The organism is Fructilactobacillus sp. YLN 2412 (genome assembly GCF_059488745.1).
Genome location: NZ_CM183165.1, coordinates 538,306 through 560,009, shown reverse-complemented (window position 1 = coordinate 560,009; position 21,704 = coordinate 538,306). Strand labels below are relative to the sequence as shown.

The window sequence follows — 21,704 nt, the reverse complement described above, 5'->3', positions numbered from 1 at the left end:
ACTATATAAATTAAGTTAAAACCAAGTAACAAAAAACGGCTAATCACTGTAAAATTAGCCGTTTCAAGGAATCTAATTGTGTAAAATTATTTTTTAAAGAGTGTCAGTTGTGTCAGCGTCAATTGCATCAGTTTCTTCAGCTTGAGGTGTATCATTATCTTCCATTGGCAAGACTAAATTTAAAACAATTCCAATTACTGTTGCCAAAGCAACTCCAGTAAATTGAAAATGACCTAATTGAAGATAAGCATTTCCAACTCCAATTACTAATACCACAGAAGCAATCATTAAATTGCGTTTTTTATTCATATCAAGATGATTATCAATCATAATTTTAATCCCACTAGAGGCAATGGTACCAAATAACAGAAAACTAATTCCACCAATCACAGGAAGTGGCATTTGCATAATCAAAACATTTAATTTATTCACAAAGGCAAAGGCCATTGCAAACAATGCTGCTCCAGCAATTACATATACGCTATAAACTTTAGTAATTGCCATTACACCAATATTTTCACCGTAACTTGTAACTGCAGGTCCACCTAGAATTCCGGCTACTAACGAAGCCATTCCATCACCTGCTAGTGTCCTATTTAATCCAGGATCTTTAAAAAAGTTTCGATGAGTTAATTCTCCAAGAACCATTAAATGACCCATATGTTCTGTCATCGTCACAAAAGCAATTGGTGCCATGATTAAAATGGCATTGAAATCAAAATGAAAGCCTTTTTCAGTTCCTAAGATTTGAAAATTAGGAACTTTGAACCAAGGAGCAGTTGCAATAGCATGAATATTAACTAGTCCACATGCCATTGAGATTAAATATCCAGCAATGATTGCTAATAAAACTGGAATCATCCCTAAGAATCCCTTTAATTTCATATTAAAAAAGATAGCTAAAAATAGCGTTGCCAATGCAATCATGAAATACATTAAATTATAACTTCCATTTTTCATCATTGCATCTTGAGCAGCACTTCCAGCTAATGATAATCCAATGACGATCACGATTGGTCCAACTACAATTGCTGGTAACAATTTATCAATCCAATTCGTTCCTAACATCCATACTAACATCGCTACCAGTAAATAAACGATTCCGACAGAAATGACACCTTGTTGAACACCAGAAATACCAGTAGTCTTCATTAAAGCTATCATAGGTGTGATAAAAGCAAAACTTGATCCCATATATGCTGGAATCTTCCCTTTAGTGATTAAAATATGGAGCAAAGTGCCAATTCCAGAAGCAAACAATGCAATACTAGGACTTAACCCAACTAGTAATGGAACAATCACCGTGCTACCAAACATTGAAAACATGTGTTGCAGTGACAGTCCAATCCATTTTATTCCACTGGGTTTTTCATTAACATCTAAAATAATATCATCATTTTTTTGCAAGCTGTTTCTCCTCCTAATAAAAAAGACCGTCATCCAGAGATGACAGTCTTTTAGCACAATCAAATTTTTAAATCGACTAAAATCTTACCGCCTCTCTGGACGTTTTTAAAGATTCTTATTATTTATACGATAGTTGTTTTAACCAAAACTGTCAATCTCATTTTTGGATTTTATACTGTCTTTTACTGCCATTTACACCAGAAAATACAACTTTAGCATTGTCGTTCGTGACATCTAGTACAAAATCACCGGCGTCAATTTTAGGCCATTGCAAAAATAAATCTTCGTATTGAGAAACATCTAACTGCTTACGTTGCTTTAATATTGATTCAACTTTTTGCTTTCTTAATTCATTTTTAAAACTGGACTTTAAAATACCTGTGTAAAATTCTCCTTGTGCTCCTGATCCATAACTAAAAATCCCAATTTTATCATTTGATTTTAAATCTATAGTATTATCTAATAAAGATAATAAACTTAAATACAATGATCCTGTGTATAAGTTTCCAACCTGTTTATTATAAACTCTACTAGCTTCAAATTCTTGTAATAATTCAGATTGCTTAGTTTCTGATACTTCTGGTAAGATTTCTCGCAAACCCTTTAATCCCATTTTGGTATAGGGTAAATGGAATACAATTGCTTTTAAATCATCAAGTTGCATCTTATTTTCTTGTAAATAATCATGAATAGTAATATTAAAAAACTTTTGATAAATATCATTCGAATAGTGCCCATCAACTAGTGCATTAGTTTGATTAATTGGTCGCCAAAAATCCATGATATCATCTGAATAAACACTACTATTTTGGCTGATTGACATAATTTGTGGATCAGCAGCAATTGTCATCGCAACCGCCCCTCCTCCTTGAGTTACTTCTCCAGGGGTATTAATTCCATAGCGAGCCACATCTGACCCAATTACTAATGCTTGCTGATCAGGATGCAAATTAACAAAATCTTTCGCCATTTGAATTCCTGCAGTTGCTCCATAGCAAGCTTGTTTAATTTCAAAAGCACGTGCCTGCTTGTTTAAACTCAATAAGTTTTGTAAATAGATGGCTCCTGATTTAGAATTATCTACTCCACTTTCAGTCCCTAAAATTATTAAACTAATCTTCGACCGATTATCATCATCAATAATTTGTAAAGCAGCATTTGCAGCCATGGTTACAGAATCTTGAGTTGGCGGAATAACTGCCTGATTAGTTTGACCAATTCCAATTAAATATTTATTAGGATCTTCATTTCTGGCATGAGCTAAATCAACCATATTAACATAATAATTAGGAGTAAAAAATCCTATTTTATCAATTCCTATATTCATTTCATCACTCCATTTATTGAAATAATCTAATATTTTAATTTTACATTTGTTTATTATTTTAGCAAATCATTTACTACCCTGTTAAAATTTAACTAGTATTAAAAAATGAGGTGAAAATTATGAAAAGAATTAATATTGAATTCCCAAAATCAGGGACGTCAATTGAAAAAACAATCCCCGTTACTGATGGTCAGATTCAAGTTAAATTAATCACTCTAACCAACCAAGGTCCCGATGGATATGCTTTAGAGATTAAGTTTCTTGATGGAACTAGTGAAGACTTCCCAGAAAGAAATACCACTGAATTTTTAGATGGATTCGATTCCAGCTTAGAATTATCAAATGGCGACCTTTTAATTGCTAAAGCACCAAAATAATAATAATCCCCTGAAATTAAATTTTCAGGGGATTATTATTATCCTTTTTCATTAACAAATTGATTAATTCGTTTCATTGCTTCTTCAATCTGATCCATATCAGCGGCGTAAGAGAGTCTTAAATATCCTTCTCCACTTTTACCAAAAGCACTACCAGGTGTAACTCCTACATGAGCTTCTTTAGCTAAACGAAGCGCAAATTCACGTGAATTTTCACCGTATTTATCTGGGATTTTAGCAAAGATATAAAATGCCCCATCAGGACTAATAACTTTAAACCCGAGCTCTCTAAGTTCCTTTGTTACCAAATCACGACGCTTACGATATTCCTTCAACATTGGTTTAGTGTCATCAACACCATTTTCAAGTGCCTCTACTGCACCATATTGAGCTGGGTTAGATGGAGAAGTAACCAAATACCCATGAACCTTATTGACGTTAGTAACTGCTTCAGCTGGTCCTGCTACATATCCTAAACGATAACCAGTCATAGCATGTGATTTTGAAACTCCATTAATGACAATCGTGCTATTTGGGATAAACTCAGCAATTGATGTATGTTTAAGTTCATAAGTTAATTCACTATATATTTCATCAGCAATAACCAAAATTCCTCGGTCTTGCAAAATTTTAGCTAATGCTTTTAACTCTTCATCGGTGTATTCAACACCAGTTGGATTATTGGGATAATTAAGAATAATTTCACTAATATCTGGATTTTCATCCAAAACTTGGATTAATTTTTCACTAGTTAACTTAAATTTATCATCAGAAGTATCAACTGGAACAACAACCCCTCCAGCCATTTCAATCACAGACGTATAGGCAGGATAAGCTGGCATTGGTACTAATACTTTGTCCCCCGGATTTACCGTGGCAAGAAAAGTACTTGATAAGGCCTCAGTTGCACCATCAGTTACTGTAATTTCAGTCTCTGGATCATAATTAATTCCATAACGTTGAGATAAAAAGTTACTAATAACTTCTCTTAACTCTTTCCACCCATTTTGTGGTGAATAATGTGATTTATTTTCAGCAATACTTTTAATTGCGGCATCTTTAACATGTTCTGGTGTGTTAAAGCCTGGTTCCCCAACATTTAAACTAATTAAATCAGGAACATTGCTAATCTCTTTCGAAAAAGATCTGATTTGTGATGGTGTAATACTAGTTAAAACGTGATTATAGGTGTCGCTTAATCTCTCGTCTAATTTTGGCATGATTATCCATTCCCCCAATACAGCACAATTCAATTTATAATCGTTAATTATTAACTATTCAATGATTAATTTCAATGAACAATTTAATTTTAACTTATTCACCAGTTTAAAGGAAAAACAAAAAACTTCAAGATAAACTTGAAGTTTTTAATTGATAATTTTATTTGTCTAATTTATCTTGAGCTTTTTGGGCAGCCACATTCATAATATTCCAAGGACGATCAAACCCAGGTTGGAAAAAGAAATCAGCATAAGCCAAATCGTCAACTGTCATATGTTGTTGAATAGCAAGAGAAATTGTATTCATATTAGCAGTTGTATCCATTTTTGACATGATTTGAGCACCCATGATTTCGCGGTTCTCAGGATTGTAAGTTAATTTAAAATATACCTCAGCATTATGATTAGAAGGTACGAATGGTGGAACCTTTGTATCTTTTACAAATACAGATTCAACTTTAACACCGCATTTATCTGCAGTAACGTCCTTAACTCCCGTAGATGCAAATTTGTAATCATAGACATGCAATGCTGATGATCCAGACACTGCAGTTGTTTTTCTACGCTTTTCATTCAAATTATGAGCGGCAGAACGTCCTTGACGACGAGCATTAGTTGCTAACGCAATTTGTTGCTTTTTGCCAGTTGGTGCAAATTCTACTTCGGTTGCATCCCCAGCAGCAAAAATATCTGGTTGGCTAGTTTGTTGATATTCATCAGTTTTTATCAAACCACGTTCGTTTAGATCAACAATTCCGTCTAACCATTCTGTAGCGGGACGAATTCCAGCAGTTTCAATCACTAAATCAGCGTCCCATGAGTCGCCATTGGTTGAAACAACACTAGTAACTTTTTTATCAGAATTACCAATGTATTCTTTAACTGATTGATTTAATCGGATATCAATACCTTCATTTTTAAGTTTATCTGCTAGAATATCAGTAAATTCAGGATCAAGATAAGTCCCCAAAATACTAGGGTTTAAATCAATAATTGTTACATGCATTCCAGCTTTTGCAAAAGATTCAGCAGCTTCAATTCCAATATAACCAGAACCAACTACCGTTACATTCTTAATATCTGGTTTTACTTCTGCTTCCTTAAGTAAAATTGCCCAATCACGTCCACGCATTGCATAAATATTTTGTAAATCTTTGCCTGGAACTGGCAACTGAAATGGAACGGCACCGACACTCAAAATTAATTTGTCATAATTTTCAGTCTTTTCTTTACCGTTATTTACATCTACAACTGTAATAGTATGTGCATCAGGATTAATGTTAGTAACATCTGAATTAATTTTAACGTGAACGCCTTTTTCTTCCATTCCCGGAATGGTAGCATAACTTACAGAGTTAACGTCTTTAACAATTCCTTGGAGATATAATTCCATTCCACATGACAAAAACGAAATGAAATCCCCTTTTTCATACCAATCAATTTCTGCATTAGGAAAATCATGTAAGACACCTCTAACTGCTTCAAAACCACCATGTGATGAACCAACTACTGCAACTTTCATATAATTAAACCTCCTACGGTTATTCTAATTAAAGATATTGTGTACATACAAGTTGTAATCAACCATATCTTTTGTACTAATTGTAAACTAATAAACAATAAAATCCAAACATTTGCTACATTTATTAATTACGTTTTATGTTGTACAATTAAATCAAATATAATATAAGGAGCGTTTTCATTGAAAAAATTATTAGTTGGAAGTTTTATAATTGTTAGTACTTTTGCTCTAACAGCTTGTTCTTTAGATGGAAGTTATCATAAAAACTCATCAAAGCAAAATAATACAAATAACTCTAAAAAAGCTAAAATGCCATCAGAGTCATTTTTTAGAAATAATGAAGCGAAATTAAGTGATAAAACGATTAAAATTACTGGCGTTAAAACCGTTAAAAAAAGTCAAAATAATCCTAATCCGTTAGTTGTTTTTCTTTATACCACCAAAAATACGTCTAATAAAAATATGACTCCCGAAGAAGCTTGGAATACAACCTTCAAAGTTTCTCAAAATAAGCAAAAATTAAGTAAATCAAATTTTACTGATAAATCCATTCCATCAAATCCACAAGAAAATATCGGTAAAAATCAAACTGTTAAAAACTCCATGGTATATGTTTTGAAGAATAATAGTGATCCACTTTCAGTTAGTGCTAGTGAAGGAATTAATAACAATAATATTACTTCTTCAACTTCACAAAACATTGACGGTACCAATTTAGGATCACAAATCTACAATATTAAGAATTAAATAATACTTTCCCTAATAAAAACCACCAATTTTTGAATTGGTGGTTTTTATTTAAAATAATTTTGTTTGTTCATAGTTGATACCTTCAGAGTTCAATATTTTTAAAAATTCAGCTCTTCTATTTGGCGAATCTTTAACATTAAACATTTTTACTGGTTTTTGTAATAATTGAATCCTGCCATTTACTTGATGTGCTTGATATTGATAAATAGTATAAGGACATTTTACAGAATTTGATAAATAACTAACTATTTTACCCTGTTTCATTTTAAAATGCTCTTTTGTCGTAAAAATATGATTTCCAATTTTGTGAACCATACCTAACTTCTTTCTCAAAAAATTATGCAATAAAATATAAAAACACCTTTATTCTCATTAGAATAAAAGTGCCCATATTATTAGTTTAATTAACCAAATACTGAAATAAAAATCCCGGCGGCTACCAACATAATCGCACCACCTAAACGATTACCCATTTGAGCAAATCCAATTAAATTCATACGATCAGAAGCTGCTAATACAGAAATATTACCAGTCCCACCCATTGAATTATTAACTAATCCTGCAGTAATAGCTGATTCAACTGGATAAAGACCAAATAACTTACCAATAAATCCGGCAGCAATCGTAATAACAACAACACTAGTCAACACTAGAATTACAAATTGCCAAGTCAATGAATGACCTAAAACAGGTAAATCTAACTTAGTTAATCCTACACCAGCTAATAAAGCATGAGTTAAATTCTTTGTAATTGAATTACTAAAAGTAACAGCTGATTCTTCATAGTACTTAGGAATCAAACCACCAGCTTTAAAAATAATAACCAATAAAATAATAAAAGCATATTCATTAATCATAGGAATAAAATGATTTAATGTTAACGCAACCATGTAAAAAGCAGTAGCAACCATCAAACCTACACCCATTTTTTGGTATGTAATTTTAATATCTTCTTTAGCAATACTGTCATAGTTTCCAGGCATCATTTTACCATGACCATTTCCTTTGCTATTGGCAAAAAGTTTACTTACTAATCCAGCTCCAATAATTGCAAAGACGTTTCCTAAAATAACAGCTGGCATCAACATTGATAAATAATCAGTTGAGCCACCAAATGCTTGATGATAGATTCTTGAAAGTGGAATTGCTCCAGCTCCAATACCTCCGCCCATTACAGGGAATGCAACAAATAATGCTCCATAATTAAATCCTTTACCAATTAAAGTTGAAACTATTCCAACTGCAAGAAAGGCAATTGCCATTGATAAAAATGCTACTGGCAGAAAACGGACAGATGCTTTTAGTAACATCTTTCGATTCATTCCTAAAATTGCACCAACAATCAGTGAAATAATGAAGAAATCAACAAACCCAGCGCCAGAAACAAACTTATCTACAACATTAATAGTTGATTTTGGAATTAAACCCGTAATCGCCATTAATGCTGGTGCAAATAATGCAAATACAGCTCCACCACCTAAATAACTTTTGAAAATTGGTAAATGGGAACCTAACCAATAAAATACATTTCCTAAAACTACCATTATAAATAAAGCAGCAAAAATGTTACTGGTATTATCTTCAGGTAAGATTCCAAGATACATTACCATTATAAGAATGATAACTAAAATAGCATAAATAACTAATCCAAATCCATCGATTTTAAATTCTTCTAATCGATTTAAAATATTACGTAACCCACTTTTTTTATCTTTCATATACTTTTACAACTCCTTTTCATTGAATTAAACATTATTAAGTATATGATATTTTTCACAAATTTCAATTGTTTTTACTATATTTTTTTGAATTTTATTTATAAAATTGCCAAAAATCAGCAATAATATAGCCTTATTTATTTTTTGATTTATCTTTAAAAATTATTAATTTTAATGTGAAAGTCTTAATTAAATAAGAAAGTTAAAACATTTATTTAGATATTAATCTAAATGGAAAAAGCAAAGTCTTGTTTCTGTTTTTCGAACACAATTAGCAAAAAAATATATCCTTAATTTCTACTCCTAATCCATCAGCAATTTTTTTTGCTAATGGTGGATAAGGATCTTTTTTACCATATAATATTTTACCGATATAACCAGGGTTAGAGTTAATTTTTTTTGCAAATCCATTGATTGAGTAGCCTTCCATGGAAACAGTCTTTCTCACTTTTTCTGGATCTTTTAATTTTAAACTAATCATTAGGATTCTCCTTTCATTATAAGAATAACTATAGCATAACGTTTCTGTTTTTCAATCAAATTTATTTTTTTGTTTCTATTTTCATAATAATTTCAATTCATTACTGTTATACTAAATTGAAAGAAAGGTTTGTATAATAATGAATTCAAAGAATAATGATTTTGGAATAAAAATAAAAGCAATTAGAAATAAGAAGGGTTTTTCAGTTAGACAAACTGCTTTACAAGCAAAGATGTCAAGTTCATATTTGTCTCAAATTGAAAATGGTTTAGTTAATATTCCCAAACCGGCTACTCTTATAAAATTAGCTAAAGGACTCCGAATTTCAAAAATAAATATTTTTAAATTGGCAGGATTAGATATTCATCATCATGAACTTGAAGTATATGATGATGAAAAGATGATTGATGTTCCTGTAATTGGAGAAATTGCTTGTGGAACACCAATTGTAGCGCAAGAAAATATCGAAGAGTATCTCCCAACCTTCAAAAAATCAATTCCAAATGGAGTTAACTTCTATTTAAAATGTAGAGGAGATTCTATGTTACCAACGATTCCAAATGGTGCTTATGTTTTGGTTCACCAACAATACGAAGTTGAAAATGGTAGTCTTGCTGCTGTCTTATTAAATGATAACGAAACAACTTTAAAACGAATTCAGTATCAAGGTAATGAAATTATACTAGTACCTGATAATCATAATCCTAAATACCATCCAATAATTTTAAATGAAGATAATCCTGGAAAAATAATTGGTAAAGTAATTCAAATGCAAGTATATTTTTAAAAGTTAATAATATAAAAACACTCTCTAGTTATTAGCATTATATATAATAACTAGAGAGTGTTTTTATGTCTTTCGAAACTATGGTGCTTATTTGTTATCACTGTTAAGAGCATGTTTACGTAAATCTTCAAATGCTTCTAAGTCAATTTCTTCAGTAGTGTTGTTAGTAAAATGTACATGATATGAAACAATTTTACCTTCTTTTTCACGTGGAGTAATCGAGTTGGCATTGTTGAGATTTACAATTCTTCCGTCACCAGTTTCAAGCAATCCAGTATAGTTATTCATATTATTCACCTCCTTCATTTATTGCTTATTATTATGCCATAAAAATAATAATTAAACAATTATCAATCATAAAAATAGACAATGAAAAGAGACACTAAAATTAATTAGTGTCTCTTTTCATTGCAAAAACTTTTAAATTTTATTCCCTATTCAATTTTAAGAAATTCCGTTAAATCAACGTTTTAAACAGAAATAGCAAAGAATAAAAATGATAATTAAGGAGAGTACAGGATTTGAACCTGCGCGCCGAGTATAAGCTCGGTTCGCCGGATTTCGAGTCCGGTGCATTACCACTCTGCCAACTCTCCAAAGTAATACTATTCAATTATAATTTTAATGAAAAAAATTTGCAAGTTGAATAGTATATATTTATTTAGTATTTCATCAAACTAAAAACATCATAATTTTTAATTTTATCACGGCCTTTAAGATCCATTAGTTCAACTAAGAATGCTGTTCCAACCACAATGCCACCCAAATCTTCAACTAATTTAATCGTAGCAGCAATGGTCCCACCAGTTGCTAATAAATCATCAGTAACTAAAACTCGTTGTCCAGGTTTAATAGCATCAGCATGTAAATATAATGCTGATTGACCATATTCTAATCCATAAGTTGCTTTGACAGTCTTACCAGGAAGTTTACCTTTTTTTCGTGCTGGAGCAAAACCAATATCTAAATCATACGCAACTGGACAACCTACAATAAATCCCCTGGCTTCTGGACCTACTACCACATCAACATTTAATTTTTTAGCATAATCAACAATCTCATTAGTAGCTTGATGATAGGCTGGCCCATTTTCTAGTAATGGGGAAATATCTCGAAATAAAATCCCCGGTTCAGGAAAATTAGGATAACTAGCTACATAATCCTTTAAATTAAGTACCATACAAAAACTTCCTTTCATCACTTGTCATTAATATTTTGAATTAATTTAATAAATTCGTCATGATTAAGATCTAATAATTGTTTTTCAATTTCTAACTCCTGTTGACGTTTTTGATAAATCGGAGCACTATTTAAATCTTGATGTGGTGGATTAAAAACCTTTTTCATAACTCCATTTTGAATTTCTACAAAACCCAATTCATCAAAAACTTGAAACATAAATATCAACATATTTTTATTGATTTTTAAAGTATTAGAAATTTTATCAAGTTGTTTGCGCAACATAACTTTTGGGCGTAGTTGAATAAATTTAAATAATTTAGCATATTGTGCCCGAGTTGGCATTCCTATTTGTTTTATACCATTTTTTTTGTACAAATATAATACTAATAATTCAGTATCTAAATTTTCAAGCATTTTTTGCAAATCAGTTACTTTTTCAGGACAATCAACTATAAAAACTTTTTCATAATGACTGTTTTCAATAACTTGACTAGCCAAAATTGCTTGTGAATCATTTCCTAAATATTTTTCAAGTTTTTCTTTGTTGGCAGGGTTAAAAAACACGTAAGTTCCTGTTTCAGAAAACATTGGTTGAACTAATTTTGAAGTTCGTTTATCTTCAACGATACAACCATCAATTGTTAGATCATCTACCATAATTTGTAATGAGTTTCGCCCACGAAACTCATTTTTGTTAAGTGTCCCCGCCACTTTTAAATTATTTGAAAGATGATAAATTTCTTTTAACTGCTTTCCAATTCCAAAATCAATCGCTGCTATTTTTTGTCTACTACCTAATAGGAAAAACTTTAGATGCGTCTTATCCTGTCCAATAGCTTTAACATCAATTAAAGTATTAGGTTTAATTGAAAATTCAGGTTTTTCATTATCTCTACCAAAAGGACTTAAAACATTAATATTATCGTATAAATCTGAATTAATATCATCAGCAGATATTTGATAATCAATCAACAAAGTTGGCTTTTGTGCAAATGATAATTTTTGATTATCAGCAGCTTTTTCAAAAACATCAGCAATCTTAGTTATATTAGCTACTGGAATAGTCATTCCAATCGCCATTTCATGACCACCAAATGCCGTCATTAAATTCTGATCCGTAGCTAACGCCTTGAATAAATCAAAACCTTCGATACTTCTTCCAGAACCTTTGGCAAATTTCCCTTCACTATCTTGAGTTAAAATGATGGTCGGTTTATTATATTTATCCTTAATTCTACTAGCAACGATTCCTAGAACTCCTGCATTCCAATCTTTACCAACTATTAAAAGTGTCTTACGCTTTTGGTTAGTTGCATTTTGAACTTGCTTTTCAGCTTGTGACATAATTTGAACAACTGCTTCTTTTCGTTGTTCATTTTTCTTTTCAGTTATTTTAGCTAATTTATCTGCTGTTGTCTCATCCGTAGTTGTCAAAAGATCAACACCAGAATTAGCGTCTCCCATCCTTCCAATCGCATTGAGGACGGGAGCAATTTTAAATCCAATGTCTTCTTCATCAACATTTTTTAACTTTATTTTAGCACGTTTAATAAGTGCCTTTAATCCAGGACGTTCAGTCAAATGAATTACGTTTAAGCCGAATTGCACTAAGGCTCGATTTTCTCCTGTAAGAGAAACTAAATCAGCAACTGTCCCAATTGCAGCTAAATCAAGTTGTTCTTGTGGAATCTCATCATTCAGTGCTGTCGCTACTTTAAATGCAATCCCGGCTCCAGATAAATATTTAAACGGATACTCAGGACTTAAATCAGCATGAACAATTGCATAAGCATTTGGTAGTTTTTCAGGCAATTCATGGTGATCTGTAACAATCACATCACACTTTAGTTCATTAGCTTTTTCAATTGCTTCAAACCCAGACACTCCATTATCAACCGTTACAATTAAAGAAGTTCCATTTGCAATAATTTTTTTAAATACTTTCACGTTTGGACCATAGCCATCATTAAATCGATTAGGAATATAGTAGTTAACATTGGCACCAATTTCAAGTAATGTTTCATAAAGAATAGAAGTACTAGTTAATCCATCAGCATCATAATCACCATAAATCGTTATTTGCTCATCATTTTCAATTGCTTTTTGAATCCTTGTAATAGTTTTTTCCATATCATGAAGCAAAAAAGGATCAAGTAAATCTGAGGTATCCGGACTAAGAAAATGTCTAATCTTGTTTTCATCAGTATAACCCCGATTTATAAGTAATTGTGCTACTAACGGAGTGATTCCTAGTTCAGAAGATAACTTTTCAACTTGATCCGTTTTAGCAAGATTAGGTTTTAACTTCCAATTAAATTTTGAAGAAAACACTCAATATCCTTCTTTCAAGTTTTAATTTTGAGCTTTATGGTCTGTATCATTCTTTTGTGAAATACTTTGTTCTTGTTCAAGATGTTGTTTTTCACCACTAACAGCAATGTTCTTTAACTTATTGTTTAATTCTTGAATTTCAGCTTGTAAATTTTCAATCTTTTTTTGGCTTGTTTTCATTTTACGATTAGCTTTAACTGAACTAACTGAGGAAAATAAAAAGATAATCAAAGCACCTAATAGCATCATAATTAGAAGTACTAAAATCAATGGTAATTTAACTGTTGTAAAGCCAAAATTAATAGCAGTATCTTCCATATTTAATAATACAAAAATGGTCATAATAATTATAAGAATAATCCCTGTAATTATTGTAAATTGTTTTTTCATTTTACTTCTCCTCTTCTTTTTTAAATGGAATATCAACTAAGTCAAAATCTTTTACCACTTTTGTGTTAGGAAAGATTTCACGAGCTTGTTTTTGTAACTCACGGGCCATTTTAGCAGTATAACGAGCAGAGATATGAGTTAACAACAATTTTTGTATCTCAGCATCATTAGCCAGGTGAGCTGCCTGTACATTAGTAGAATGATAATAATTCCGTGCTAACTTGGATTCTCCTTTGCCAAAAGTACTTTCATGAACCAATATATCCGCATTTTTTGCTAGTTCCTTAATACTAGCAGTTTTTCTAGTATCACCCAAAACAGTTACAATTCGACCTTTTTGCGGCGAACCAATATAATTTTTACCTAAAACATGGCGTCCATCTGGCAAAGTAACTTCTTTTCCTAGCTTTATCTGCCCATAAATTGGTCCAGCTGGAATATTATCATCTTTTAATTTTTCGACCATCAACTCACCAGGATGGTCATGTTCAACAATCCGATATCCCCAACATTCAATTTGATGATCAAGTCGATCAGCAATTACCGTAAATTTTTTACCTTCATAAATAATACCAGGCTTAGTTAATTCAACATAATTTATTTTATAAGAAAGTTTGGTTTGCGATACCCGTAATGACGTTTGCACAAAATCTTTAATTCCTTTTGGGCCATAAATTGTCAATTGATCATTACCACCTTGAAACGACCGACTAGATAGTAAACCAGGCAATCCAAAAATATGGTCACCATGTAAATGAGTAATAAAGATCTTATCAATTTTACGCGGCTTCAGCGTTGACCGTAAAATCTGCTGCTGAGTACCTTCGCCACAATCAAACAACCAAACTTGATTAATCTCATCTAATAATCTCAATGCCACACTGGAGACATTTCTAAACTTACCGGGGACTCCTGCACCGGTTCCAAAAAACTCTAATTGCATATTATTTACCGTTCCTTTTAGGAAGCTTAAAATTATTTTAATCGTAAAACCTACTATATAATTATATTGTAGCATACCACAAACATAGAAAATCAGGTGATTATTATTAAACTAAATGAATTTAAAGTTTCTTCAGCAGATTTAAATCATGAAAATCTATTATTTCTTGAATGTGCTGGAAAAATAAACCCAGTAACTGACCTTAAATTCAATTCAGATAAAATAATTTTTATTAGTCAGGAAAATAAAAATCCCTTAAATCTTCGAGAATTCATTGCTAAAACTAACAAAACAAACAATATATATTCATTTTTTATAGAAACTCCAAATTTAACTAAAATTTTTGGTTATCGTATTAATGGAAATATGATTATTTTCGGTTAAAAAAGTAGTTAACAATTGTTAACTACTTTTTTGTTAATTTACATAGTTAAAAGTAAAGTCCAAAATCTGGACCACATCTCCATCTTTAGCTCCCGCTTCTCGTAGGGCATCATCAATTCCCATCCCTCTCATTTGTCGAGCAAAGCGCATCATACTTTGGGTGTGTTCAGTATTAGTCATTTGAAATAATCGTTCAATTCGTTTGCCAGATATAATCCATGTTCCATCGTCATCACGATTGATACTAAATGGTTTTTCTGCTTCATCAGCTTCATAAACTACCTCAGCTTGATCTATCATATCCATTTTCTCATCAACTAATGGGAATTTAGGAGTTTTTTCCAACAAATCACTAGTATCATGAATTAATTGGTCTAAACCTTGATGCGTAATCGAAGAAATTGGGTCAATTTTAATGGCAAGCTGGTCATCATGTTTGGATAATTCTTTTTTAAATAAAGCTAAATTTGCTTCTGAGTCCGGCATATCCATCTTAGTAGCCACAATTATTTGAGGTCTTTTCAACAAGGATTTATCAAAATTTTCTAATTCTTTATTTATTTTTTGGTAATCTTCATAAGGATCTTTTCCCTCTATTCCACTCATATCAACTAGATGTAAAATAACTCGTGTTCTTTGAATATGACGAAGAAATTCAAATCCCAATCCAACACCTTTAGATGCTCCTTCAATTAGTCCAGGTAAATCAGCAATCACAAAATCATTGCCCTCGTCATTTCTAACAATTCCTAAGTTGGGTACCAATGTTGTGAAATGGTATTGGGCAACTTTAGGCTTTGAACTAGTAATTGTACTTAATAACGTTGATTTTCCTGCAGAAGGAAATCCAACTAAGCCAACATCTGCTAACAAGCGTAGTTGTAAGTTAACTTCTAATTCATCACCTGGTTCTCCATTTTCAGCAATTTCAGGGGCTGAATTTTTAGCGGTTGCAAAGTGAACATTGCCTCGTCCGCCATGACCACCCTTGGCAATTACAACCGTGTCACCCGGCTTAGTTAAATCTGCAATTGGCTGGTTAGTTTCATTATTTAAAATCGTAGTACCTTCTGGAACATTGATCACTAAATCGTCAGCACTTGCTCCTGTCATTTTTTTGTTGCCACCATTGCCGCCATTTTCAGCCTTAAATAATTTTTTGTATTTAAAATCCATCAAGGTACTCATGCCAGAATCTACTTTGAAGACTACATTTCCACCACGACCGCCATCTCCACCTGAAGGACCGCCATTGGGAACATATTTTTCCCTCCGAAATCCAACCATTCCGTCTCCACCTTTGCCGGCTTTAACTTTAAATTTTACTTGATCTACAAACATATTTTCTCCGTTCTTATTTACTACATTTTTCTCATCCTAGCCACTGGTTTGGAATTTTGAAAAGTATATTTAATTGTCTGAGCAACATTTTTAGGAATGCCAAGTTCCTGAATTTCTTCAACTTTGGCTTCCTCAATATTTTTCATTGATCCAAAGCTTCGTAACAATTTGTTACGGGTTTTAGGTCCAACTCCTTTAATACTATCTAATCTAGATGTCATAGAATTTTTACTATGCAAATCATGATGGAAACTAATTGCAAAACGATGTACTTCATCTTGAATTCTTTGAACAAGATAAAAAGCCTGACTTTGAGGGTTCAAATCAACATGATTATCATTATCACCGAATAATAAATCAGCTGTTTTATGTTTATTATTTTTAACCATCCCTGCCACTGGGATATCTAATCCCAATTCATTTTCAAGAACATCTTTAACGGCATTCATTTGGATTTCGCCACCATCCATTAAAATCAAATCAGGCATTTCAGCATGTTCTTTTAATAATCGTGTATACCGTCTACGAATTACTTCTCTAGTACTAGCAGCTTCATCCGCATGATCAACTGTTTTTAGTTTATACTTACGATACTTCTTGTTGTTTGGCTTTCCATCTTCAAAAACTACCATTGCTGAAACTAAATCAGCACCATCAATATGAGAATGATCAAATGCTTCTATTCGATTCAACTTTTTCAAATTTAATGATTTACTAAGCTCATCCATTGCTCCAACAGTTTTTCTATGATTCATTTCAATCAATCGAAATTTTTCATCAAGAACATATTGGGCATTTTCTTGGGCCATCTTTAATAATGCCTTTTTTTGGCCTCTGATTGGAGTACGTGCCGGAATGCCAGTGAGCTCAGTTATCACACTAGCATCAATAGACTCTGGTACTAATATTTCTCGTGGCTGAATCTGATCTTTTTGATTGTAAAACTGCACAATGAAATTTGTCATTTCTTCTTCAGGAGTACTTAAAATGGGAAATAATCTTTTAACACGTTTCATCAATCGTGCTTGTCGAATATAGAAAACCTGAATTGAAAGCCATCCTTTATCTGCATAAAAATTAAAAACATCTCTCTGAGTATAATCATGTGAAATAATTTTTTGTTTTTCAACAGTTGCCTGAATGTAATTTAATTGATCACGAAGTTCAGCAGCTCTTTCATACTCCATATTATCAGAAGCAACATTCATTCGTTCTTTAATTAGTTTCTTTGCAGCTGCTACATTTCCATTTAAAAATGATTTTATCTTTTTTATTTGTTCATCATATTCAGTTTTTGAAACCTCTTTAAAACAAGCTCCAAGACATTGATCCATATGATAATAAAGACAGGCCCGTCCTTGATAGCCATGGCATCTGCGCAGTGGATACATTTTTTGCAAAAACTTTAACGTTTCATCAGCTGCATAAACATTCGGATAAGGACCATAATAATAAGCACCATCTTTTTTAACATAACTTGTAACCATCATTTGTGGATCTTTTTCATTAGTGATTTTAATGTATGGATATCCACCATTTCCATTTTTTAAACGCACATTATAATAAGGTCGATATTTTTGAATTAAGGTAATTTCAAGTAAAAAAGCTTCTTTATCAGTAGTTGTGATAATCGTTTCATAGTCAGCAATATTTTTAACTAATTTAGCCCTTCTACCATATTGTTTACTTTTAAAATAAGATCGAACGCGATTTTTCAAGTTTTTAGATTTACCAACATAAATAACTTTACCATTATCATCCTTCATAATGTAAACTCCAGGTTTTTCAGGTAAAAGTTTCAATTTATCTTCGATATGTTTAGATGCCATTATCAAGTCCCTCCTTTCTAATGTGTTACTATTTAAATTATAATTAATTTACGCATTATTGTATAACCAAATGACATTCAAATAACTTTTTGCTATGATGAATAAAAGGAGTGAATATAATGGGACTACACATTAACAAGCAAGCTGATTTAGATGAAATGCTCAACAAATTTGCTAAAATCAATCCAAAAAATAACCAACGCAGTGATTTTATGAAAAAAGATAATGTGGATGATAAAGAGATAGAAACTAAAAAAAGAAATAAATTTTTAAAAAGAAATGAAAAAAAGTAAACACAAAATCAGCTGTTAATAACAGCTGATTTTTTTATGCTTTGATTCTATCTTCAATCCAATTCCAAATTTCATCTTTTCCAACTTTTGTTTTAGCGGAAAACATTACCAATTTTTCATTATCTTGTAATTCTAGCTTGTTTTGTAACATTTCTTTTTGTTGTTTCAATTTACTCTTAGGCAACTTATCTACTTTTGTTGCCACATAGAGAACAGGAATATTATAATAATCTAACCAATCACGCATTTGAATGTCATAATCACTTGGCTCATGACGTCCATCAATTAAATTAACCACACCCCGAAGTTCGGTTCGTTGTGTTAGGTAGGTTTCAATCATTTCTGCCCATTTTTCACGTTCCTGTTTTGAAACACGAGCATATCCGTATCCAGGAACATCCACAAAATATAACTGATGATTAATATCATAAAAATTTAAAGTTTGAGTTTTTCCTGGTTGTCCAGATGTATGCGCGTAATCTTTTCGATTAAAGAGGACATTCGTTAAAGAAGATTTCCCCACATTTGAGCGTCCTAAAAACCCAATTTCAGGATAGCTGGTTTTAGGATATTGCTTAGGATCAACTGCACTCATCACTAATTCAACATCATTTACTTTCATTTTTATTCTCCGTTCAAGGACTATTTAACTTCTTTTTTTAAAATCAAACGTGGCTCGCTATGATTTTTTACTGTATTTTTAGTAATTACGACCTCAGAAACATCATCACGACTAGGAAGTTGATACATAGTATCTCGCATTACATTTTCAATAATTGAACGTAAACCACGAGCTCCGGTATTCCTACTAATTGCTTCTTTAGCCATCATTCGTAATGCTTCTTTATCAAAAGTTAATTTAACTCCTTCAAGAGCTAATAATTTTTGATATTGTTTGACTAAAGCATTTTTAGGTTCTGTTAAAATTTTTACCAAATCTTCTTCATCCAATTTGTTTAATGCAGTTAAAATTGGTAAGCGTCCGATAAATTCAGGAATTAAACCAAATTTCATCAAATCTTCTGGGATTACTTGTTGCATAAGATTGTCTTCATTTATTTTAGCAGTATCGTGATACTTTGATCCAAAACCAATTGTTTGATCGCCTAAACGTTGCTTAACAATATTTTGAATCCCAGGAAAGGCACCCCCAACAATAAATAAAATATTTTTTGTATCAATTTTAATGAAATCTTGTTGAGGATTCTTACGACCACCTTTGGGAGGTACATTAGCAATCGTTCCTTCTAAAATTTTAAGCAATGACTGTTGAACTCCCTCTCCAGAAACATCACGAGTAATTGACACATTTTCACTTTTTTTAGCAATTTTATCGATTTCATCGATGTATATAATTCCCTTTTCAGCTCGATCAACATCATAATCAGCATTCTGCAACAACTTCAACAAAATATTTTCAACATCTTCACCAACGTATCCAGCTTCCGTCAAAGTAGTAGCATCTGCAATTGCAAATGGAACATTAATAATCTTTGCCAAAGTTTGTGCGATATATGTTTTACCAGAACCAGTTGATCCAATCATACAGATATTACTTTTTTGAATCTCAGTTTCAGCTTCTAAATCTTTATACGCTTTTTCATCACCATTAGTATCTTCTCTTTCGTGATTAGTCAACTCTTTGATTCTCATATAATGATTATAAACAGCGACTGCTAAAGTTCTTTTAGCTTCATTTTGTCCAATTACATATTGATTAAGACGGTCAACTATTTCTTTAGGAGTTAAAACTTTGATTTCGCCAGTAACATCTTGCTTTTTTGTTTCATCTTCAATAATTTGTTTACATAAGTCGATACATTCATTACAAATATATACACCAGGTCCAGCTACAATTTTTTTTACTTGATCTTGTGATTTGCCACAAAATGAACATGTCACCACTTCATTTTTATCATTATCATCAAACATTTAAAAATTCTCCTCTTTCTTTATCTAAGCCACTTTTTGCCTTCCAAAACTATAACATAAAGAAAAAATGTTTCAAAAGAGTTAGTTTGACACAAAAAGGGTCTACAACAATCAACGTTGAATAGACCCTTTTTCTAAAACTTAATTAAGATTTATTTATCTTCTTTTTCTTCATTATCTGAATTAGATGTAGATTTTGCAACTTGTTTAGCGTTGTCAACAATAACATCAACAGCTTTACGAATTCCAATATCATGTTTTAACATGTCATCAGATAAAGCACCACGAACAGCTTCTTCTTTCATACCATATTGGTCAGCAAGATTTTTTACTTCTTGGTTAACTTCATCTTCTGAAGGATCAATTTTTTCAGCTTTAACGATTGCTTCAAGTACTAAACTAGTTTTAACACGATTTTCAGCACCAGCTGCAAATTGTTTCTTCAAATCATCCTCTGAAGTACCAGTCATTTTAAAGTACATATCAGCTGGAATGCCTTGTTGTTGAATACCAGCAAGATATTGATCCATTTGACGTTGAATATCTTCATCAAGCATAGCTTGTGGAATATCTTTAACTGTTGCATTATTCGTAGCTTCTTCAACTGCATCAGTTTGAATAGTATCGTTAGCAGTTGCTTCCTTTTGTTCTTTAAGTTCTTTTTTAATCTTATCTTTTAACTCATCAAGGGTGTCAACATCTTCATCGACATCCTTTGCAAAATCATCATCAAGTTTTGGTAATTGTTTTTCTTTAACTTCATGAATTTTCGTTTCAAAAAGAGCTTCTTTGCCGGCTAAATCTTTTTGTTGATAATCTTTAGGGAAAGTAACTTTAACATCTACATCGTCGCCAGCTTTATGACCAATTAATTGATCTTCAAATCCTGGAATAAATGATCCAGACCCTAATTCAAGAGAATAGTTGTTAGCTTTACCGCCATCAAAATGTTTGCCGTCAACAGAACCATCAAAATCAATGATTACTGTATCACCCTTTTTAGCAGGACGATCAACTAATACTAATTCAGCTTGAGCTTGACGCATTGAATCTAGCTTTGCGTCAATATCCTTTTTGTAAACTCGTGTATTTTGCTTTGGAACAGTAACACCTTTGTATTCACCTAATTTAACATCAGGTTTTACACTAATATCAGCTTTTAATACCCATGGTTTACCTTTTTCCATTGATTCTACACTAATTTGTGGTTGACCAACTGGATCAATTTTAGAATCTGAAACTGCTGCAGCATAGGCTTCTGGAAGTAAAATATTTAATGCATCTTGGTATAATGCTTCTTCGCCATACATTTGATCAAATACCTGTCTAGAAACTTTTCCTTTACGGAAACCAGGAACTTTAATATTTTTCTTATTCTTATTAAAGGCTTTATCTAAACCTTCTTTAATTTTATCAAGGTCAATTTCAAATTTTAATTCACCTTTATTTAAATCTTTTTTTACCCAATCTGACATTTTAATTCCTCCAAC

22 protein-coding genes and 1 tRNA gene are annotated in these 21,704 nt (G+C 31.8%); 5 read left to right on the top strand and 18 right to left on the bottom strand.

What is annotated here, in order from left to right; all coding sequences use genetic code 11:
* Positions 1-93: 93 nt before the first annotated feature.
* Both AC0GLR_RS02700 and AC0GLR_RS02695 read right to left on the bottom strand, forming a co-directional pair.
* Positions 94-1,407 (bottom strand): uracil-xanthine permease family protein, encoded by a 1,314-nt coding sequence (locus tag AC0GLR_RS02700; RefSeq protein ID WP_495605237.1) that lies wholly within the window; start codon positions 1,405-1,407, stop codon positions 94-96.
* A gap of 157 nt (positions 1,408-1,564) precedes the next feature.
* Positions 1,565-2,734 carry a hydroxymethylglutaryl-CoA synthase gene (locus AC0GLR_RS02695; protein ID WP_495605236.1) on the bottom strand — a complete coding sequence of 390 codons (1,170 nt, stop codon included), beginning with the start codon at positions 2,732-2,734 and terminating at the stop codon, positions 1,565-1,567.
* 119 nt (positions 2,735-2,853) lie between these two features.
* Here AC0GLR_RS02695 and AC0GLR_RS02690 point away from each other — a divergent pair, with 119 nt between their 5' ends.
* Entirely contained in the window at positions 2,854-3,111 is a 258-nt protein-coding gene (locus tag AC0GLR_RS02690; protein WP_495605235.1) for a hypothetical protein, read from the top strand.
* A gap of 38 nt (positions 3,112-3,149) precedes the next feature.
* Here AC0GLR_RS02690 and AC0GLR_RS02685 read toward each other — a convergent pair whose 3' ends face one another.
* Positions 3,150-4,331: an aminotransferase class I/II-fold pyridoxal phosphate-dependent enzyme gene (locus AC0GLR_RS02685; protein ID WP_495605234.1), complete on the bottom strand. Its 1,182-nt coding sequence runs from the start codon at positions 4,329-4,331 to the stop codon at positions 3,150-3,152.
* Between the two features lie 160 nt (positions 4,332-4,491).
* Positions 4,492-5,853: an FAD-dependent oxidoreductase gene (locus AC0GLR_RS02680; RefSeq protein WP_495605233.1), complete on the bottom strand. Its 1,362-nt coding sequence runs from the start codon at positions 5,851-5,853 to the stop codon at positions 4,492-4,494.
* Positions 5,854-6,033: 180 nt separating this feature from the next.
* On the opposite strand from AC0GLR_RS02680, the gene AC0GLR_RS02675 reads away from it, so the two are divergent.
* Positions 6,034-6,600, top strand: coding sequence for a DUF5067 domain-containing protein (locus AC0GLR_RS02675; protein WP_495605232.1), 567 nt, complete (start codon positions 6,034-6,036; stop codon positions 6,598-6,600).
* Between the two features lie 51 nt (positions 6,601-6,651).
* Here AC0GLR_RS02675 and AC0GLR_RS02670 read toward each other — a convergent pair whose 3' ends face one another.
* The 3 genes from AC0GLR_RS02670 to AC0GLR_RS02660 form a co-directional block, all read right to left on the bottom strand.
* Positions 6,652-6,867: a hypothetical protein gene (locus AC0GLR_RS02670; protein WP_495605231.1), complete on the bottom strand. Its 216-nt coding sequence runs from the start codon at positions 6,865-6,867 to the stop codon at positions 6,652-6,654.
* A gap of 140 nt (positions 6,868-7,007) precedes the next feature.
* On the bottom strand, positions 7,008-8,321 hold the full coding sequence (locus AC0GLR_RS02665; RefSeq protein WP_495605230.1) for a 2-hydroxycarboxylate transporter family protein: 1,314 nt from the start codon (positions 8,319-8,321) through the stop codon (positions 7,008-7,010).
* A gap of 271 nt (positions 8,322-8,592) precedes the next feature.
* Positions 8,593-8,802, bottom strand: coding sequence for a helix-turn-helix transcriptional regulator (locus AC0GLR_RS02660; RefSeq protein ID WP_495605229.1), 210 nt, complete (start codon positions 8,800-8,802; stop codon positions 8,593-8,595).
* Positions 8,803-8,941: 139 nt separating this feature from the next.
* Here AC0GLR_RS02660 and AC0GLR_RS02655 point away from each other — a divergent pair, with 139 nt between their 5' ends.
* On the top strand, positions 8,942-9,589 hold the full coding sequence (locus tag AC0GLR_RS02655; RefSeq protein ID WP_495605228.1) for a helix-turn-helix domain-containing protein: 648 nt from the start codon (positions 8,942-8,944) through the stop codon (positions 9,587-9,589).
* A gap of 87 nt (positions 9,590-9,676) precedes the next feature.
* On the opposite strand, the gene AC0GLR_RS02650 is transcribed toward AC0GLR_RS02655, so the two are convergent.
* The 6 genes from AC0GLR_RS02650 to rnz form a co-directional block, all read right to left on the bottom strand.
* Positions 9,677-9,877: a hypothetical protein gene (locus AC0GLR_RS02650; RefSeq protein ID WP_495605227.1), complete on the bottom strand. Its 201-nt coding sequence runs from the start codon at positions 9,875-9,877 to the stop codon at positions 9,677-9,679.
* A gap of 218 nt (positions 9,878-10,095) precedes the next feature.
* Positions 10,096-10,185: transfer RNA gene (locus tag AC0GLR_RS02645), tRNA-Ser, on the bottom strand.
* A 65-nt stretch (positions 10,186-10,250) separates the two neighbouring features.
* Positions 10,251-10,769, bottom strand: a complete 519-nt coding sequence (locus tag AC0GLR_RS02640) for an adenine phosphoribosyltransferase (protein ID WP_495605226.1) — start codon at positions 10,767-10,769, stop codon at positions 10,251-10,253.
* A 17-nt stretch (positions 10,770-10,786) separates the two neighbouring features.
* Positions 10,787-13,102 carry a single-stranded-DNA-specific exonuclease RecJ gene (gene recJ / locus AC0GLR_RS02635; protein ID WP_495605225.1) on the bottom strand — a complete coding sequence of 772 codons (2,316 nt, stop codon included), beginning with the start codon at positions 13,100-13,102 and terminating at the stop codon, positions 10,787-10,789.
* A 21-nt stretch (positions 13,103-13,123) separates the two neighbouring features.
* Positions 13,124-13,492, bottom strand: coding sequence for a lipopolysaccharide assembly protein LapA domain-containing protein (locus AC0GLR_RS02630; protein WP_495605224.1), 369 nt, complete (start codon positions 13,490-13,492; stop codon positions 13,124-13,126).
* 1 nt (position 13,493) lies between these two features.
* Positions 13,494-14,435, bottom strand: coding sequence for a ribonuclease Z (rnz, locus tag AC0GLR_RS02625; RefSeq protein ID WP_495605223.1), 942 nt, complete (start codon positions 14,433-14,435; stop codon positions 13,494-13,496).
* A gap of 96 nt (positions 14,436-14,531) precedes the next feature.
* Here rnz and AC0GLR_RS02620 point away from each other — a divergent pair, with 96 nt between their 5' ends.
* On the top strand, positions 14,532-14,819 hold the full coding sequence (locus AC0GLR_RS02620) for a hypothetical protein (RefSeq protein WP_495605222.1): 288 nt from the start codon (positions 14,532-14,534) through the stop codon (positions 14,817-14,819).
* Positions 14,820-14,852: 33 nt separating this feature from the next.
* Here the strand turns inward: AC0GLR_RS02620 and obgE are convergent, their stop codons facing one another.
* Entirely contained in the window at positions 14,853-16,160 is a 1,308-nt protein-coding gene (gene obgE / locus AC0GLR_RS02615; RefSeq protein ID WP_495605221.1) for a GTPase ObgE, read from the bottom strand.
* 20 nt (positions 16,161-16,180) lie between these two features.
* Positions 16,181-17,989, bottom strand: coding sequence for an excinuclease ABC subunit UvrC (uvrC, locus tag AC0GLR_RS02610; protein ID WP_495605220.1), 1,809 nt, complete (start codon positions 17,987-17,989; stop codon positions 16,181-16,183).
* A gap of 119 nt (positions 17,990-18,108) precedes the next feature.
* Between uvrC and AC0GLR_RS02605 the strand changes: the two genes are divergently transcribed.
* Complete coding sequence (locus AC0GLR_RS02605; protein WP_495605219.1) at positions 18,109-18,282, top strand: SPJ_0845 family protein; 174 nt, start codon at positions 18,109-18,111, stop codon at positions 18,280-18,282.
* A gap of 34 nt (positions 18,283-18,316) precedes the next feature.
* Here the strand turns inward: AC0GLR_RS02605 and yihA are convergent, their stop codons facing one another.
* The 3 genes from yihA to tig all read right to left on the bottom strand — a co-directional run bounded on the left by yihA (position 18,317) and on the right by tig (position 21,689).
* Positions 18,317-18,904, bottom strand: coding sequence for a ribosome biogenesis GTP-binding protein YihA/YsxC (gene yihA / locus AC0GLR_RS02600; RefSeq protein ID WP_495605218.1), 588 nt, complete (start codon positions 18,902-18,904; stop codon positions 18,317-18,319).
* A gap of 20 nt (positions 18,905-18,924) precedes the next feature.
* Positions 18,925-20,214, bottom strand: coding sequence for an ATP-dependent Clp protease ATP-binding subunit ClpX (gene clpX / locus AC0GLR_RS02595; protein ID WP_495605217.1), 1,290 nt, complete (start codon positions 20,212-20,214; stop codon positions 18,925-18,927).
* 152 nt (positions 20,215-20,366) lie between these two features.
* Complete coding sequence (gene tig, locus AC0GLR_RS02590; RefSeq protein WP_495605216.1) at positions 20,367-21,689, bottom strand: trigger factor; 1,323 nt, start codon at positions 21,687-21,689, stop codon at positions 20,367-20,369.
* Positions 21,690-21,704 lie beyond the last annotated feature (15 nt).

Coding starts and splice junctions, on each gene's coding strand:
- AC0GLR_RS02695 (WP_495605236.1), bottom strand. CDS start 2,734: ATGAATATAGGAATTGATAAAATAGGATTTTTTACTCCTAATTATTAT.
- AC0GLR_RS02690 (WP_495605235.1), top strand. CDS start 2,854: ATGAAAAGAATTAATATTGAATTCCCAAAATCAGGGACGTCAATTGAA.
- AC0GLR_RS02685 (WP_495605234.1), bottom strand. CDS start 4,331: ATGCCAAAATTAGACGAGAGATTAAGCGACACCTATAATCACGTTTTA.
- AC0GLR_RS02680 (WP_495605233.1), bottom strand. CDS start 5,853: ATGAAAGTTGCAGTAGTTGGTTCATCACATGGTGGTTTTGAAGCAGTT.
- AC0GLR_RS02670 (WP_495605231.1), bottom strand. CDS start 6,867: ATGAAACAGGGTAAAATAGTTAGTTATTTATCAAATTCTGTAAAATGT.
- AC0GLR_RS02665 (WP_495605230.1), bottom strand. CDS start 8,321: ATGAAAGATAAAAAAAGTGGGTTACGTAATATTTTAAATCGATTAGAA.
- AC0GLR_RS02660 (WP_495605229.1), bottom strand. CDS start 8,802: ATGATTAGTTTAAAATTAAAAGATCCAGAAAAAGTGAGAAAGACTGTT.
- AC0GLR_RS02655 (WP_495605228.1), top strand. CDS start 8,942: ATGAATTCAAAGAATAATGATTTTGGAATAAAAATAAAAGCAATTAGA.
- AC0GLR_RS02650 (WP_495605227.1), bottom strand. CDS start 9,877: ATGAATAACTATACTGGATTGCTTGAAACTGGTGACGGAAGAATTGTA.
- AC0GLR_RS02640 (WP_495605226.1), bottom strand. CDS start 10,769: ATGGTACTTAATTTAAAGGATTATGTAGCTAGTTATCCTAATTTTCCT.
- AC0GLR_RS02630 (WP_495605224.1), bottom strand. CDS start 13,492: ATGAAAAAACAATTTACAATAATTACAGGGATTATTCTTATAATTATT.
- rnz (WP_495605223.1), bottom strand. CDS start 14,435: ATGCAATTAGAGTTTTTTGGAACCGGTGCAGGAGTCCCCGGTAAGTTT.
- obgE (WP_495605221.1), bottom strand. CDS start 16,160: ATGTTTGTAGATCAAGTAAAATTTAAAGTTAAAGCCGGCAAAGGTGGA.
- uvrC (WP_495605220.1), bottom strand. CDS start 17,989: ATGGCATCTAAACATATCGAAGATAAATTGAAACTTTTACCTGAAAAA.
- AC0GLR_RS02605 (WP_495605219.1), top strand. CDS start 18,109: ATGGGACTACACATTAACAAGCAAGCTGATTTAGATGAAATGCTCAAC.
- yihA (WP_495605218.1), bottom strand. CDS start 18,904: ATGAAAGTAAATGATGTTGAATTAGTGATGAGTGCAGTTGATCCTAAG.
- clpX (WP_495605217.1), bottom strand. CDS start 20,214: ATGTTTGATGATAATGATAAAAATGAAGTGGTGACATGTTCATTTTGT.
- tig (WP_495605216.1), bottom strand. CDS start 21,689: ATGTCAGATTGGGTAAAAAAAGATTTAAATAAAGGTGAATTAAAATTT.